This window comes from Thermococcus celer Vu 13 = JCM 8558, assembly GCF_002214365.1.
Classification (GTDB): domain Archaea; phylum Methanobacteriota_B; class Thermococci; order Thermococcales; family Thermococcaceae; genus Thermococcus; species Thermococcus celer.
Map to the genome: position 1 here is coordinate 1,823,418 of NZ_CP014854.1, position 14,889 is coordinate 1,838,306.

The 14,889-nt window shown below is 57.5% G+C and carries 12 protein-coding genes and 2 tRNA genes; 5 read left to right on the forward strand and 9 right to left on the reverse strand.

Annotation, left to right across the window (positions count from 1 at the left end; genetic code table 11):
* Positions 1-2 precede the first annotated feature (2 nt).
* Together A3L02_RS09920 and A3L02_RS09925 are read right to left on the reverse strand one after the other, a co-directional pair.
* The gene (locus tag A3L02_RS09920) at positions 3-173 is read right to left on the reverse strand and encodes a class III signal peptide-containing protein (RefSeq protein WP_088863755.1); all 171 of its coding nucleotides are present in this window, start codon (positions 171-173) and stop codon (positions 3-5) included.
* A gap of 87 nt (positions 174-260) precedes the next feature.
* Positions 261-1,469, reverse strand: a complete 1,209-nt coding sequence (locus tag A3L02_RS09925) for a hypothetical protein (protein ID WP_088863756.1) — start codon at positions 1,467-1,469, stop codon at positions 261-263.
* A 59-nt stretch (positions 1,470-1,528) separates the two neighbouring features.
* Here A3L02_RS09925 and A3L02_RS09930 point away from each other — a divergent pair, with 59 nt between their 5' ends.
* From A3L02_RS09930 to A3L02_RS09950, 5 genes are all read left to right on the forward strand, one after another.
* Complete coding sequence (locus A3L02_RS09930; protein WP_054834494.1) at positions 1,529-2,125, forward strand: RNA ligase partner protein; 597 nt, start codon at positions 1,529-1,531, stop codon at positions 2,123-2,125.
* 26 nt (positions 2,126-2,151) lie between these two features.
* Positions 2,152-2,228: transfer RNA gene (locus tag A3L02_RS09935), tRNA-Thr, on the forward strand.
* A 204-nt stretch (positions 2,229-2,432) separates the two neighbouring features.
* Positions 2,433-2,510: transfer RNA gene (locus A3L02_RS09940), tRNA-Pro, on the forward strand.
* 711 nt (positions 2,511-3,221) lie between these two features.
* Positions 3,222-4,505, forward strand: coding sequence for an Nre family DNA repair protein (locus A3L02_RS09945; protein ID WP_088863757.1), 1,284 nt, complete (start codon positions 3,222-3,224; stop codon positions 4,503-4,505).
* Positions 4,506-4,538: 33 nt separating this feature from the next.
* Entirely contained in the window at positions 4,539-5,657 is a 1,119-nt protein-coding gene (locus tag A3L02_RS09950; RefSeq protein ID WP_088863758.1) for an alkaline phosphatase family protein, read from the forward strand.
* An 85-nt stretch (positions 5,658-5,742) separates the two neighbouring features.
* Here A3L02_RS09950 and A3L02_RS09955 read toward each other — a convergent pair whose 3' ends face one another.
* From A3L02_RS09955 to A3L02_RS09985, 7 genes are read right to left on the reverse strand one after another with little or no spacing between them, the layout of a single operon-like run.
* Positions 5,743-6,390 carry a 30S ribosomal protein S7 gene (locus A3L02_RS09955; RefSeq protein ID WP_088863759.1) on the reverse strand — a complete coding sequence of 216 codons (648 nt, stop codon included), beginning with the start codon at positions 6,388-6,390 and terminating at the stop codon, positions 5,743-5,745.
* A 5-nt stretch (positions 6,391-6,395) separates the two neighbouring features.
* A complete protein-coding gene (locus tag A3L02_RS09960) occupies positions 6,396-6,839 on the reverse strand; it encodes a 30S ribosomal protein S12 (protein WP_014122317.1) in 444 nt (147 codons plus the stop codon).
* 10 nt (positions 6,840-6,849) lie between these two features.
* Positions 6,850-7,287, reverse strand: coding sequence for a NusA-like transcription termination signal-binding factor (locus A3L02_RS09965; RefSeq protein ID WP_088863760.1), 438 nt, complete (start codon positions 7,285-7,287; stop codon positions 6,850-6,852).
* Positions 7,287-7,592, reverse strand: a complete 306-nt coding sequence (locus A3L02_RS09970; RefSeq protein WP_088863761.1) for a 50S ribosomal protein L30e — start codon at positions 7,590-7,592, stop codon at positions 7,287-7,289. The genes A3L02_RS09965 and A3L02_RS09970 overlap by 1 nt, the downstream gene beginning before the upstream one ends.
* Positions 7,593-7,605: 13 nt before the next feature.
* Positions 7,606-8,787, reverse strand: a complete 1,182-nt coding sequence (rpoA2, locus tag A3L02_RS09975) for a DNA-directed RNA polymerase subunit A'' (protein WP_088863762.1) — start codon at positions 8,785-8,787, stop codon at positions 7,606-7,608.
* A 5-nt stretch (positions 8,788-8,792) separates the two neighbouring features.
* The gene (locus tag A3L02_RS09980) at positions 8,793-11,510 is read right to left on the reverse strand and encodes a DNA-directed RNA polymerase subunit A' (protein ID WP_088863763.1); all 2,718 of its coding nucleotides are present in this window, start codon (positions 11,508-11,510) and stop codon (positions 8,793-8,795) included.
* 5 nt (positions 11,511-11,515) lie between these two features.
* Positions 11,516-14,884, reverse strand: a complete 3,369-nt coding sequence (locus A3L02_RS09985; protein WP_088863764.1) for a DNA-directed RNA polymerase subunit B — start codon at positions 14,882-14,884, stop codon at positions 11,516-11,518.
* Positions 14,885-14,889 lie beyond the last annotated feature (5 nt).

Here is a 14,889-nt window from a genome sequence, read left to right on the forward strand (position 1 = left end):
TATCAAGAATTGAGGGTTTGGTTTAGCTCCTTTATTATCTCCCTGGAGGTTCTCTCGTTCTGTTCTGAGATTGACTTTGAGAGTCTCATGAGTATCCGGATGACCATAAGGGCTATCACCAGGGCGGCGGCCAGCATGAAGAGGTACTCAACGGCGGCCTGAGCCCGCCTCATAACTCCACCCCCGGGTCATTTTAAGTAACTAATGGTTAATATAGTTTTTGCCTGGAGCGGAGGATGCAAAAGAAAAGGGATAACGCCTCAGTAGAGCATAACCTCGAAGCCGAGCTCGCTCAGCAGATCGGCCAGCTCCTCAGCGTCCACGTACACCAGCAGGTGGTGGTTCCCGAGGGTGCCGTCTATGAAGTCTATGGCATCCTCCACCCGGAGCTTTACCTGCGTCCTGCAGCGAAAGTCGCTGTGCTCAACCCCGAGGACCTCCACGCCGGCAACAACCGCCTTCCTCCCGCGTATCTTCAGCAGGCTGGCCCTTCCCTTAGGCATCTGAACGGCGACCCCAACACCCATCCCGCTCTCGAAGTGCGACCTTAGCGTGTACCGCCCTATCAGAGGGGCCGTGCAGTGGGCGAGGATCACGTGGTTCTCGTCGTAGTCGGCCACGTTGCCCATGAAGGCGGGTTTGTCGAAGAAGCGCCTCGCTATCATCATCCCGAGGAGGGAGTTGAGCTCACCCTCGCAGGCCGCCGGAGTTCCCTCCGCGTTGAACATGGCCAGCGCCAGGCAGGGGGTGGCCTTGAGCTTTCCAATCAGGTCAAAGCAACCGATGGTGAAGCCGTCGAGCTTGTAGTCCTCCAGTATTCTCTTTATCGCGAGGTATATCCGTCCGGCCTTTACGAGCTCCTCCCGCTGGGGTTCCCTTATCTCAACGGCCCTTCCAACGATTCCCTCCACGGCCTTCCAGCCTTCCGCATCGGTGGTGGCATCGTAGTACTCGTAGAACTTCTTGAGACTTATCCTCGTGTAGGGGAGCTCGAACCTCTCGTTGATGAGCCACGGCGAGATCCTCCCGATTAGGCCGATGCGCATGCGGAGGAACTTATCCAGAACCTCCTTCATGTCGTCGTAGCCGAGGAGCGCGGCCTTGAGTTCGTTGAGGCCCTTTACCAGCGTGGACGGCACGAGTCTCTCCCTGAAGTACTCCCTGAGCTCTATCCCCGCGGCCATTGAGTTGTTGAACGGGTCACCGTAGATCACGATGGGCCTTCTGTAGATGGAGAACTCCTTGAGGACCCCCTCCGTGCCTCCCGTCAGAGGGTACAGGACTATCGCGTCCACCTCGTTGAAGTTGACCTCCTCTTTGGCCTCTTTGAGGTCCCCCTTGGTTGAGACGAAGAAGCCACCCACCACATCGAACTCCCTCGCGAGGGCCGTCAGGAACTCCGAGGCTTTCTTCTCAAAGGACTTTGGATCAGCGAGTTCGCTGACTCCAAAAACGACTCCGACCTTCATGCTTTCACCCAATAGTTTTAAACTTTGGGCCTAAATAAGCTTGTGGTGGTAGCGTGACAATGCGGTTCGTCCTCGATACGAGCATCTTCGTCAATCCCGAGGTCAGGGATAGGTTTGGCGCCTCACCCACTGAGGCCATGAAAACTTTTCTGGACTATGCCGGAAGGCTCTTTGGAAGGGTCGAGTTCTACATGCCCCCCGGCATCTACCGCGAGGTCGTGCACTTCGTCGATGAGGAGGAACTCCTACCCGGGATTGAGCTCTACATAATCAAAAAGCCCCCCAACGTTCACGACATCAGGATCCCAGCTTTCGTGGTTTACGAACTCATTGAGGACGTGAGGAGAAGGATAGATAAGGGCCTTCGCGTTGCTGAAAAGGCCGTCCGGGAGAGCGTGGTTGAGACGGACAACGTGGACAAGATAATCCAGAAGCTACGCAGGAACTATCGGAGGGCACTTCGTGAGGGCATCGTTGACAGCAAGGAGGACTTCGAGCTCATCCTCCTCGCCAAGGAGCTCGATGCTACCATCGTATCCGCCGACGTTGGAATCCTCACGTGGGCCCAGAAGATGGGCATCAAGTGGGTAGACGCCGCGAACTTCAGGGAACTGCTCGAGGGCCTCGTGAAGAAGCTGGGAGGGAAAAATTTATAAATGCCAATCTGCATGCTATCATCGACGCCCCGGTGGCTCAGCCTGGTGGAGCGGCCGCTTGGTAAGCGGCAGGCCGCGGGTTCAAACCCCGCCCGGGGCTCCATTCTAACAGGCTTTCGAAGAAGTTCTCAGCGATTTTCTGGTTTCTGTGAGGTCCATCCTTCTTAGAAGGGGAGTGTCGTTGGAGGGGGCCAATAAACACACGATACAGTCCCTTCAGCATCCGTTTGAGTTGCAGAGTACCCTTCTTGAAATCCAGCCGAGCGAAAAGCTTAATAAGGAACCCTTTAACCCACTACCGCGGCATGGGGCCGTGGGGTAGCTTGGTCCATCCTGCGGGCTTTGGGAGCCCGTGACCCGGGTTCGAATCCCGGCGGCCCCACCATAGCAACCCTTTCTTGCGAAAGCGTTGACGGAAAGAGTACGTGCGGTTTTAAAGTTCGATGTTTTAGCGTGGATTAACGTTTAACTTGTCCATTTTGCAGGGTTTCCTGCCCACAAGGCGCCCTTCGGGCGCCAGAACAAAAGTGAAACCAGTTTAATAGCAGGTCTTAACGTTAATCCTCTTTCACCAACCCAACTTTAGAGCGCACGCTCTCGTTCCACCCTCTTATTAGAAGGGGCCACCTTTTGCTCAAGCTTTTTCTAAAAGCTTGAAAAAAGTTCGATCAAAAGGTTGTGATTCTTTTTTTAGGCGATTTTGAGGCGTGTTTGCTTCTAAAAGGGTTGTTCAATCTTGAATTCGCCGTTAACGTGGTCTTGGTGGAGGGTTTGCTTTTGGATAGCGCTCCTTTGGAGCGCGGGGGAATCCTAAACCCCTTGGATTTGGTCATTTTAATCTTGAATTCGGAGTTCAATGGCCGTTTGAGGGTGCAAACACCAACGGAAGGAGCTCTCTAACGAAATCACCATTTTTTCGCCAGCCTTTTCCCAAAAGGCTGCAAGGCGCCCTTCGGGCGCCAGAATAAAAGTGAAACCAGTTTAATAGCAGGTCTTAACGTTAATTCCCTTTCACCACCCAACCTGAGAGTCCCTGTAAAAACTCGTGTTTGGTGACCACAACAGACATAAATACCCCCAGGCTTACCAGCATTCGATGAGCACCCCAATCTTCAACTCGAAGCTCTGTGCGATCTGCAAGGGCAGGAAGCTCCTATGCGGCAGGCCAACCTGCCCTATCCTCGAGCGCTTCAGGGTAGCCAGAGCCGTCGAGAAAAAACTCAACAAGCGTCACCTCTTCGGCTCTTCGCCGCCAAGCATCTTCGTTGGAGAGTACGGTTACCCAAAGGTTCGGATAGGCCCCCTCGTGCCCCCCATCGAGGGCAACACGGACTACCTCGACAACCCGCTGAAGTGGGAGGATAAGACGATAAGGGACGTACTCCATTACCGCTCCCTCCTGGTGATGGGCGAAACGAGGGCCGACGTTAACATTCGGAGAAGCGGGAGGCTGTTGAGCGAGGTTCAGGAGTTGGCCATGTCGATAAAACCCGTTGACAGCGAGATACTCCTGAAGAGGAAGCCCGTCCTCAGAGTCCTACCGAGCGAGTTCGCGCCGCCCCTGGGCCCGAAGGCCGAGCTCCTCGATTTCGAGCTCACCGAGAACCCGAGGATACCGAGGAGGACGGACTACGTTGTGAGCGATGAGCTGAAGGCGGAGCAAGCCATAATGCGCCTCTACAATTGGGGCTTCGACGAATACTACATAATAAGGCTCCTCTCGGCCGGGCTCCTCGGGATTAACAGGAAACTCGTTCCCACGAGGTGGAGCATCACCGCCGTGCAGGACACGATAGGAAAGAACCTTCGGAGGGAGGTCGTCCTCTATCCACCCATCAACGATTACGAGGTCTACTTCCACCGTTTCCTCGGAAACCGCTACGCCGTTCTCCTGATGCCTGAGGGCTACGCCTTCGAGCTCCTTGAGGTGTGGCTTAAGGGTTCCCTCTTCGGCGCGGGCGAGCCGAGCGTGATACACGACTACGAGGACTTCCGGGGGAGGAGGGAGTACGTGAAGGAAACCGCCGGGGCCTACTACGCCGCCCGTTTGAGCGTTCTCGAAGCGCTCAGGGCGAGGAGAAGGAGTGCGAGGGTGGTCGTCTTCCGCGAGGTAACGCCGGAGTACTACGCTCCCGTGGGAGTCTGGCAGATAAGGCTGGGTGTTAAGAAGGCGATGGGCAACGTGGTGGGCCGCTTTGAGACCCTTGGAGAGGCGCTCGACGCGGTGAGAAGGCGTCTCGAGCATCCGTTAGAGAGGTACCTTGAGAGAAGCTACGTCCTCGGAAGCCTCGCGAGGCAGAAGACATTGGACCAATGGCTCGGAAGGAAGTTATACCGCATCAACGAAAAGGAAGGCGGTGACCATCCCGCTGATTTGTGATCGCCTCAGGCCTAAACCGTAGGGGGTTTTGGAATGAGGAGGAAGCTCGCGCTCATAAGCCTCGACGGAAACGGGGTCTACAACCTGAAGCACATGCCCTTCCTGAGCGAGTTGATCGAGGGGGGAAGCTTCAGCGTCGTGGACTCCATCTTCCCGACGCTGACGGACCTGGTGCACACGAGCGTGATGACGGGGGTGTGGCCCAGGGATCACGGCGTCGTCGAGAACGGCTACTACGACCGCCTCAGCGACAGGAAGGTCAACTTCTACGAATACGAGGTCGCCTTCAACCCGCACAGGGTGATAAACGCACCGACCATCGTCGACCTGCTTCGGGCAAGGGGGATCAGGACGGCCAGCGTTTCCGGTTATACAATGCCCCCCTTCAGCGGAACCGACGTGAGGATCTTCCCGCCCTTCTTCGCGAACGATAAGCTCTATCGGGAGCACGGAAGGGACTGGAAGAAGGACCTGTGGGTTCTGAATTCGGCCCTCTACCTCCACGAGGAGTGCAGGCCGGACCTGATTCTGGTTCACTTCGCATCGATAGACGGCATGAGCCACGACCACGGGCCGTTGAGCGAGGGTTCCCTCAGGGCGGTGGAGACCGTTGATGGGGCTTTGAAAACCCTCTGGGAACGGTTAAGGGACGAGTACGCCTTCGTAATCTTCGCCGACCACGGACAGGAGAGGGTTCACACCTGGGTCAACCTCAGGACCTACCTCAGGAAACACGGGATAGAAACGCTGAGGGTTTCCTCGGGAGGCGGCGTCCACGTCTACCTGAAAAATCCGAACGAGGCCGAGGATGCCTTCCAGATCCTGAGGAGGGCGCCGGGGGTCGAGAGGGTCTTCTTCCGCGAGGATCTGGAGCACCTCAACACACCGAAGGGCGGCGAGCTTGTAGTCTCGGCGAAACCCGGTTACTGGTTCTGCTCTCACCGGATGTGCAGGGGGATAAAGGGCGTGAGCCACTGGGTTAAGGGCATGCACGGTTCAATGAACGAGCCTGATATGAAGGTCCCCCTGGTTCTCTGGGGGTTCGAGAGGGTTGAGCTCAACGAGCCGAGCCTCACGGACATCGCTCCCACCGTTTTGAAGTTCTTCGGTGTGGAGAAGCCGGCCAACATGGTGGGGAAGAGTTTGATTTAGGAGAATCCGAGAAACATCTGCCCACAAACCACGCAAAGGACGAAAATAACGGCGAAGGAATAATAACAGAGGGAAGGAACAGCCCTCAGCGCGAGGACTGGGCTATCCTCTCTATCTCTTCCTTCCTGCTGTAGGCGAAGCTCTTCGGATCGGCGTTGGCCGCGGCTATTATCTCCTCGGCAAGCGCCTGGGCGTAGCTCGTCTTGTTGCGGTAGCACTTGGCGGAGGCACCGAGGGCGATGTTCTTCAATGCGATGTCGAGCCTCCTTAGCGGGGAAACGTCGACGGCCATGTGATAGCGGATTCCACCGAAGGCTATGGTGGTGGTGTCCTCCCTCGGGGCGGAGTTCTCGATGGCCCTGACGAGAACCTGTATCGGGTTCTGCTTGGTCCTGCGCTCGATTATCATGAACGCCTCCTTGACGACCTCGTAGGCCTTCATCTTCTTGCTCATGAGGGAGCGGTGCTCGCGCCTCATGAAGTGACCGCCGGCCTTGTGGCTACTGGCGCCGCTCCTCATGACCTTGTTGATGAGGCGCTCCACGATGTGGACGTTGGCCTTCCCGAAGGCCTTCTTGGCGTGCCTTCCGTGGCTGTGAGGAAGCAAGCGGGCCTCGAGGTTTATGTACGGCCTGAGCGAGGGATCGTTGACGGTCACGTCCTCGACGCTCCACCTTCCCATGACCTTGAGCTCCTTCGGCTGATAGAAGCGCTCTGTGAGTGCCTTGGCCATTACCTTCACCTCCTCGGCTTCTCCTTCCTACCCTTGACGAGCTCCTTAAGGGAGACCCTGTTCACCTTGACGACCTTGTACCTGATTCCAGGGATATCACCCATGGAACCACCCTTGGGACCGCCGATTCCCTCGATGATGACCTCGTCGTGCTCGTCGATGTGGTTGATGGCACCGTCACCCGGGGTGAAGGCGGTTACGACCTTTCCGTTCTTGATGAGCTGAACCCTGACGGCCTTACGCATGGCCGAGTTCGGCTGCTTTGCCTCGACGGCTATCTTCTCAAGGACTATCCCCTTGGCCTGGGGCGCGCCCTCGAGCGGGTCGCTCTTCTCCTTCAGGCGGAGGACCCTTCTCTTGTACCTTATGTCACTCCAGCGGAACTTCTTCCTCTTGAGCTTGAGCTTTCTCCCCGCAAACTCTCCGTAAGGGGCCTTCTTTCCAGCCATGATCATCACCTCAAATTATAACCACATCCTGAATGCCGTGGTGTCTCTCCATCAACTCTTTCACGAGGTTGATGTTCTGGCCGCCCCTTCCGATGGCGCGCGGCTTTTCGCGCGGGCCGATGTCGAGGAGGGCGACCCTCTTACCATCACGCTTCTCGGTGATGTGGACCCTTTTAACCTTAACCCCGAGGCTCTTATAAATGTTCCTCAGGAACTCCTCGGGGTTCTCGGAGTGCTCGATGACCTCTATCTCCTTTCCGATCATGTTCTGGACGCGCTTGACGTTGGCACCTTTCTTTCCGAGGGCCAGTCCCATCTCGCCCTTCTTGATGACGAATATGAGCCTGTTCCTCCTGTCGTCGATGAGGCAGTCGAGTACCGTGGCCCCTGTCATGCTCTCGAAGAGAGCTATGAACTTTATCTGGTCGGTGTTGAGCTTGAGCGGCATTACTCCTTACCCCCAAGGGCCAGTATTCTGCTCTCACCCGGATCCACAACGGCAAGGGCCGAGACTGTGTGCGGCCTTCCGAGGAGAGTTCCGAGCTCGACGCTGGTTCCCTCGAACTCGTAGACCGGTATACCGCTGAGCCTGGCGTAGTACTCGATGTCCTCCTTTATATCAGGCCTGGCGTTCCTGGCAACGATAATCAGCTTTGCCCCGCCCATCTTGGCGTACTGGATGCTCTTCCTGGCACCCATCACTATCTTTCCGGTATCCTGTGCCTTCCTAAGTTCAAACGCGAAGTCAACCATCAACTACACCTCCCTACTCCCTTTTCGGTCTCAGGGGGAGATTCATTGCCAGTTTCACGGTCCCCGTACCGACGGGCACGGGCTGACCTATGAGAACGTTCTCCACGACGCCGTTGAGGGGATCGACCGCACCCCTCTCAGCGGCCTCGAAGAGATGCTGCGTGGTTATCTCGAAGGCCGCCCTGGCAAGCACGCTGGCCTTCTCCCCTACTATACCGTGCCTGCCTATCGGCCGGATGACCCCGTCGAGCGTCATCATGTCGGCGACGAGCATTATGTGCCTGACGTCGACCTCGAGACCCTGCTCCTCCATGGTTTTTAGTATTTCATCGATGATGGCGTTTCTCGCGGCCTCGATGCCGAGCACCTCCGCGATCTCACGAATGTCGTTGGTCCTCGTCCTCGTGGGATCAACGCCCGGAACCTTGAGGACCTGCTTGAAGTTGGAGCCCTCGGTGCGGATGATGTACTCTCCCGTCTTGCTGTCCTTTGTTATAACGGTCTTTCCGACGCGCGAAAGACCCTTAAGGCGGTGCTTTTTAACCTTTTCGGCGAGTCTCCTCAGGCTGGAGATCTTACCGACCTTCTTTGGACGCATTATGACGGTGTAACCGTCGACTTCGAATTCGGCGCTTTTGAACGAGCTCTCCAGCTTTCTCTGGATCCTCTCCATGTCGAGACCGGCCTTTTCAAGCCTCTCGGGGTCGATCTCAACTATGAACTCGAAGTTGAGGATGTCTATGGTGGTCTCCCTCGCGAGGTTCTCAAGGCTCGTACCCTCGATGCGCCTCGCAACCTCAAGGGCCTTCTCCCTATCGTAGCGGTGCTCCTCGTCGAGGTAGACGGTCATTATCGGCGTGGAGGGGTTCTTCCTCGCATCGACTATTTCGATGATCCTGGGCAGACCGAGGGTGACGTTTATCTCGGCGACACCTGCGTAGTGGAAGGTGTTTAGGGTCATCTGCGTTGAGGGCTCGCCTATCGACTGGGCCGCGACAGTTCCTATGGCCTCTCCGGGCTCTATGAGGGCTTTCTGGTACTCCTTAACGGTTTCGTCTATGATGGCCTGAACCTCGGCCTTTTTGAGCTTGTATTTTTTGTTGTACTCTATGAGCTTGGCATAGAGCTCCTCCTTGATGTTGTCCGGAAGCTCGGCCTTGTCAACCATGCCCTTGATGGTTTTTGCGGCGACCATTTACCTCACCCCTTTCCCCTCAATTTGAGCAGGGTTCTCAGAACCACCCTGTTGACGTCGATCGTTTTACCTTTCCAGCTCCTCATTGGATCTATCCCATCCTCACCGTACCTGAACTGGACGATGATTCCGGTGGGATCCCTGACGGTTCCGTCGTACTCCACCTTGAGGTCCTGAAGGGCGTTTATGAGACGGCGCTGCATGTAACCGCTCTGGGCCGTTCTAACGGCGGTATCGACGAGTCCCTCGCGTCCACCCATGGCGTGGAAGAAGTACTCCTGAGGTGTTAATCCGCTCTTGTAGGAGTTGATGACGAATCCCCTCGCCCTCGCTCCGAGATCGCCGGGCTTGAAGTGCGTCAGAACCCGCTCGCGGTAACCCCTGTAGAGCCTCTTACCGCGGATGGACTGCTGACCGAGCATGGCGGCCATCTGGGTGATGTTGAGTATCTTACCCCTCGCACCGGTCTTGGCCATTATGACGGCGTGGTTGCTCATACCGAGATAGCGCTCGGCGACCTTACCGGCGTTGTCACGCGCCTCGGCGAGGGCAGCCATAATCTTGCTCTCCAGCGTTTCCTCGAGGGTCTTACCGGGTATGGGCTCAAGCTCGCCGTTTCTGTAAGCTTCGATGAGCCTGTTGACCCTTTCCTCGGCCTCCCGAATTATTTCCCTGATCCTGTCAAGGGCCTCGGTTGGAAGGTCTTCGTCGTCTATCGCCGTTGTAAAGCCCTTGTGGGTTATGACCCATATGGCCAGCTTGGTTACCTGGTCGAGGAACTGCCTCGCCCTCTCCACACCGTACTCCCTCACGATGATGTCGAGGAGCTTCCCGTCCTCCCTTCCGTAGGCCGTCTTGTCTATCGCCCCGCTGAGGAGTTTGCCGTTGAGGATGTAGGTGAAACCGTCGTAGGCGAGGGCCCTGACCTCCTCCTCATCCGGGATCAGCTTCTCCTCTATGAGCTTCTCGAGGGCCTCGCACCGCCCAGGCTCGTCGCAGAGCTTGTTGCGGTACCAGATGGTGAGGTCTTTCGGCAGGAGGAGGGAGAAGATGGTCTTTCCGCTCCAGAGTTCGACCCCGTTCTCAACTTTATCCGGCTCGGGAAGCCTATCTACGTCAACGCCCGCGAACATGAGCATCTGCTCCACTTCGGTGCGCTCGAAGTAGGCCCCCTCCCGGGTTAAGAGGTACCCGCCGGAGATGTGATCCTGGATTCCGGCTATGAGCGGTCCACCGTAACGCGGCGAAATTATGTGGTTCTGAACCTCCATGAGTATCTTTGCCTCCGCCTGCGCCTCCTCCGTCTGCGGGACGTGGAGGTTCATCTCGTCACCGTCGAAGTCCGCGTTGTAGGGCGGGCAGACGGAGAGGTTGAGGCGGAAGGTCCTGTAGGGCATCACCCTGACGCGGTGGGCCATGATGGACATCCTGTGGAGGGAGGGTTGCCTGTTGAAGAGCACCACGTCGCCGTCGAGGAGGTGCCTCTCAACCGTCCAGCCAATATCGAGCTTTTCAGCCACGGTTTCGAGGTTGTTCTCCATGAGGCGGATTCTCCTCCCCTCGGGGTCTATGACGTAGTTCGCCCCCGGGTACTTCTCCGGCCCGTTGAGGACCATCTTCCTGAGCTTCTCGAAGTTGAACTCGGTGACCTTTTCCGGAACGGTGAGCTCCATGGCGATGGCCATCGGAACGCCGACCTCGTTGATGCTTATCATCGGATCGGGGCTGATGACCGTACGGGCGGAGAAGTTGACGCGCTTACCGCTGAGGTTGCCCCTGAAACGACCCTCCTTGCCCTTGAGCCTCTGGGAGAGGGTCTTCAGCGGCCTCCCGCTCTTGTGCTTGGCCGGCGGAATTCCCGAGGTCTCGTTGTTGATGTAGGTGGTAACGTGGTACTGAAGGAGGTCCCAGAGGTCCTCGATGATCAGCTGGGGGGCGCCGGCCTCGATGTTGGACTTGAGGCGGTTGTTGATGCGGATTATGTCGACGAGCTTGTGGGTAAGGTCGTCCTCCGCTCTGATGCCGCTCTCGAGGGTTATGGACGGCCTCATCGTAACCGGCGGAACAGGCAGAACCGTGAGGACCATCCACTCGGGCCGGGCCTTCTCCGCGTCGAGCCCGATGAGGGGCAGGTCCCTGTCGGGTATCTTCTCGAGCCTGTCCCTCACCTCGCTGGGCATCATCCTGTGCTTGTACTCGTTGCCCTCCTCGTCCTTTCTGAGCTCCCAGTAAACCGTTGGCCTCTCGAACTTTATGGGGAACTGGGGGGCCCCGCAGTGCGGGCAGACCATCCTCTCCTTCGCCTTCTTGTGTATCTCCTTGATGAGCCTGTCCTTGGCCTTCTTCCTGTTGCCCGTGACCTCAAACTTGTGGAAGTACTCCTCTATCTCCTCGTCCGTTAGTTTTATCCTCCCGCACTCGCGGCAGGTGCTCTCCAGAACCCTGTGGATGGTCTTGGCGAATCCGACGTGGATCACGGGTCTGGCGAGCTCAACGTGACCGAAGTGACCGGGGCATTCGCCGGCCCTGGCCCCGCAGGTTTCGCACCTGAGGCCGGGGTCTATGACGCCGAGCCTCTTGTCCATGAGGCCGCCCTCAATCGGATAACCATCCTCGTCGTACGTGTCCGGAACGGTTATCTCGGCCGCGCTCATCTTTCTGATTTCCTGGGGGGAGAGGATTCCGAAGTCGATACTTCCGATGACCTTCTTTATCGACTGCATGGCGATCACACCCTATCAACCAGTTTGAGAGACGGCCTTATTCCCATCGCCTTCAGCTCGTCCAGCAGTAGCTTGAAGGCGTAGCTCATCTCCACCTTGCTTATCCTCTCTTCCTCTCCGCAGACGGGGCAGTAGACCTTTCCCCTACGTTTGTCTTCCAGGGCTATGTGTCCGCAGTTCTCGCAGACCCACACCTCTGTCTTATCGCTCTCCTCAAGGAGACGTTCTATGAGCAGCATAGCGGCGCCGTGGCCGATGAGGACGTCGCGCTCCATCTCACCGAACCTGAGACCGCCCTCGCGGGCCCTTCCCTCGGTCGGCTGCTTGGTGAGAACCTGAACAGGTCCCCTGCTCCTCGCGTGCATCTTGTCCGCGACCATGTGGTGCAGTCTCTGGTAGTAGATGACACCGACGAATACGTCCGCCTCGAGCCTCCTACCTGTGATGCCGTCGTACATTACCTCCCTTCCGCTGTGTTTGAAGCCGAGCTCCTCGAGCTCCTTCCTGAGCTTCTCCTCCGGTTCTCCGATGAAGGCGGTGCCGTCAACGCGCCTTCCTTTAAGCGATGCCACCTTCCCGCCTATTGCCTCTATGAGCTGTCCAACGGTCATACGGCTCGGGATACCGTGCGGGTTGACTATTAGATCGGGAACTATTCCGCTCTCCGTCCAGGGCATGTCCTCCTGCGGGACGATGAGGCCGATGACACCCTTCTGTCCGTGCCTCGACGCGAACTTGTCACCGAACTCCGGGATGCGAAGATCCCTCGTGGTAACCTTCACGAGCTTTGTTCCGTCGCCGGTCTCGGTGATGATGACCTTGTCCACAACACCCGTCTCGCTCGGCCTGACGGTGAGGCTGGTCTCGCGCCTCTCCTGCAGGATTATGCCTCCGAGACCGCTCTGCTCCTCAAGGAACCTCGGAGGTGAGGTCCTTCCAACGAGGACGTCCTTGCCATTAACCTTTGACTCCGGAAAGATTATGCCGTCCTCGTCGAGGTGGCGGTAGTAACGCTCACCAAGGTAACCCTGTATCGTTGGGTCCGGGATCTCGAAGCGGTCGGTCTGACCTCCGAGGTACCTCTTCTCCTCGGCCTCGTAGGTTCTGAAGAAGGTCGAGCGGGCCAGCCCGCGCTCTATCGAGGCCTTGTTCATTATTATCGCGTCTTCCATGTTGTACCCCGCGTAGCTGAGAACCGCGACCACGAAGTTCTGACCGGCGGGCCTCTCCTCGAAGCCGACGGCCTTCATGATCCTCGAGTTGACGAGGGGAACCTGCGGGTAGTGCATCAGGTGACCCCTCGTGTCAACGCGGATCCTGAAGTTCGCCCATCCAAGACCGAGGCTCTGCTTGGCCATGCCTGCGCCGTAGGTGTTACGCGGAGCCGCGTTGTGCTCGGGATAGGGAACGAGTGAGGCTGGGATACCGAGTATCGCCGCGGGCATGAGCTCGAGATGGGTGTGCTCCTCGGTTACCTCCCATGGCCAGGTGGCGACGAGGGCGTTCTCCTCCTCCTCGGCGTCGAGGTACTCGATGACGCCCATCTTGACGAGGTCGCTCCAGGTTAAGCTTCCGTTCTTTATCGCCTCGACGTGCTCTCTGGTGAGCTTTGGCCGACCGTTCTCCACTATGATAAGCGGCCTCCTGACCCTGCCGTCATCGCTGTTGACGTATATCTCCTTGACATCCTCATCCTGGTAGAGGGCAACGTTTATGATGTCGCTTATCTTCCCGCTTCTCCTGTCGGTTCGTATTCTGTTCACGAAGCCCTCCCCATCCTCCACGGTTCCAACGAGAACGCCGTTAAGGTAGAGGCGCCAGAGGTCGGGGTTTGGTCTCCTCTCCTCTATCGGAACGACTCCGAGTCTCTCCAGGTATTCCCTGACCTCCTCCTCTGGAACCCCGGTGGTTATCTGGGACATGAGGGCGAGGTTCTTGACGAGACCGCAGTTCGGACCCTCGGGGGTCTCGGTCGGACATATCCTGCCCCAGTGGGTTCCGTGAAGGTCACGGGCCTCGAAATGCGGCTGTTCCCTGCTGAGCGGCGAGGTGACGCGCCTGAGGTGGGAGAGCGTCGATATGTAGTTCGTCCTGTCCAGCAGCTGGCTCACACCGGTTCTGCCACCGGGCCACGAACCCGTCGCGAGGGCGTGCTCGATCCTCTCGCTGAGGACGTCGGGCCTTATGGAGTTCCTAACGAAGCGCTGGATGTTCTCGAAGGTGTAGCGCTCGCCCTTCCTCTGGTAGGTCTTTGTCATCTGGTACTGCATGTCCTTGACGAGCTGACCGAAGGCGACCCTGAAGAGGTCCATGAGCAGGTCGCCCGCGAGCTTGAGTCTCTTGTTGGCGTAGTGGTCCTTGTCGTCCTCGCCGCGGAGACCGAGGGAAAGCTCAAGAACCCGGAGAGCCATCATACCGAGGTAGTAGGCCTTTGCCTTCCTGTCCTTCTCCTCAACGCCCATGTGTGGCAAGAGGTTGTTGTCAATGATGTTCTGGGCCCTTCTGAGCCTGTACTCCTTCGGCTGGCCGGGCAGGGATAGTTTTCCAATGTAGTCGAGGGCCTCCTCCTGAGTCGTTACGTCGCTCGCGTCCTCGAGGTTGTCGAAGAGAACGTGCTGTATGCGCGGGTCGTCGCTCACGGCCTCCACTATCTCCCTGTCGCTGAGGAGGCCGAGGGCGCGCATGACGTAGACGAACTTAACCGGCCTTGGAACGTTCGGGAGTTTGACGTAGAGGATGCCGTCCTTCCTCCTCTCAACCGTGATTAGGGCCCTGTACCCGTGCCTGTAAGAGAAGCACTTGGCTATTATCCTGTTCTGCCGCTCATCCCTCTCCACCAGCGTCTTGTTCGGGGCGAGGTCCTCGATGGAAACTATAACCCTCTCGGAGCCGTTGACGATGAAGTATCCTCCGGGGTCCTTTGGATCCTCACCGAGCTTTATGAGCTCCTCATCGCTGAGGCCGTAGAGGCGGCAGGCCTTGGATTTGAGCATTATCGGGAGTTCACCGATGCGAACCTCAACGGCTTCCTGGGAAACACCGTTGACGACGGGAATGAGCTCAAGGTAAATGGGAGCAGAATAGGTCAGGTTCCTGATCCTCGCGTCCATCGGGTAGAGGGGCTTTCTCTGCCCCTGCGCCTCCTGGAACTCGGGCTCGCCGAGGCGAACCTTCCCGAACTTGACCTCAAAATCGGGGATGTCCGGCTTGACCCCACCGAACTCGTCTATGACCTCCTGCATTCCGTGGTCGATGAAGGCGTTGTAAGAGTCAAGATGCTGTCTGACGAGGCCCTTCTCCTTCCAGTAAGCCTCCATAACGAGCCAGAGATCGTCGGGAGTAACATCAACAACGGTCGGTCCTCTCGATGCCATAATCT

Bases quoted from the DNA above. Each gene is read 5' to 3' on its own strand.
- A3L02_RS09970 (WP_088863761.1), bottom strand. From the start codon at position 7,592: ATGGTTGACTTCGCGTTTGAACTTAGGAAGGCACAGGATACCGGAAAG.
- A3L02_RS09980 (WP_088863763.1), bottom strand. From the start codon at position 11,510: ATGCAGTCGATAAAGAAGGTCATCGGAAGTATCGACTTCGGAATCCTC.
- A3L02_RS09955 (WP_088863759.1), bottom strand. From the start codon at position 6,390: ATGGCCAAGGCACTCACAGAGCGCTTCTATCAGCCGAAGGAGCTCAAG.
- A3L02_RS09950 (WP_088863758.1), top strand. From the start codon at position 4,539: ATGAGGAGGAAGCTCGCGCTCATAAGCCTCGACGGAAACGGGGTCTAC.
- A3L02_RS09960 (WP_014122317.1), bottom strand. From the start codon at position 6,839: ATGGCTGGAAAGAAGGCCCCTTACGGAGAGTTTGCGGGGAGAAAGCTC.
- A3L02_RS09930 (WP_054834494.1), top strand. From the start codon at position 1,529: ATGCGGTTCGTCCTCGATACGAGCATCTTCGTCAATCCCGAGGTCAGG.
- A3L02_RS09920 (WP_088863755.1), bottom strand. From the start codon at position 173: ATGAGGCGGGCTCAGGCCGCCGTTGAGTACCTCTTCATGCTGGCCGCC.
- A3L02_RS09965 (WP_088863760.1), bottom strand. From the start codon at position 7,287: ATGCCGCTCAAGCTCAACACCGACCAGATAAAGTTCATAGCTCTCTTC.
- A3L02_RS09925 (WP_088863756.1), bottom strand. From the start codon at position 1,469: ATGAAGGTCGGAGTCGTTTTTGGAGTCAGCGAACTCGCTGATCCAAAG.
- A3L02_RS09945 (WP_088863757.1), top strand. From the start codon at position 3,222: ATGAGCACCCCAATCTTCAACTCGAAGCTCTGTGCGATCTGCAAGGGC.
- rpoA2 (WP_088863762.1), bottom strand. From the start codon at position 8,787: ATGGTCGCCGCAAAAACCATCAAGGGCATGGTTGACAAGGCCGAGCTT.
- A3L02_RS09985 (WP_088863764.1), bottom strand. From the start codon at position 14,884: ATGGCATCGAGAGGACCGACCGTTGTTGATGTTACTCCCGACGATCTC.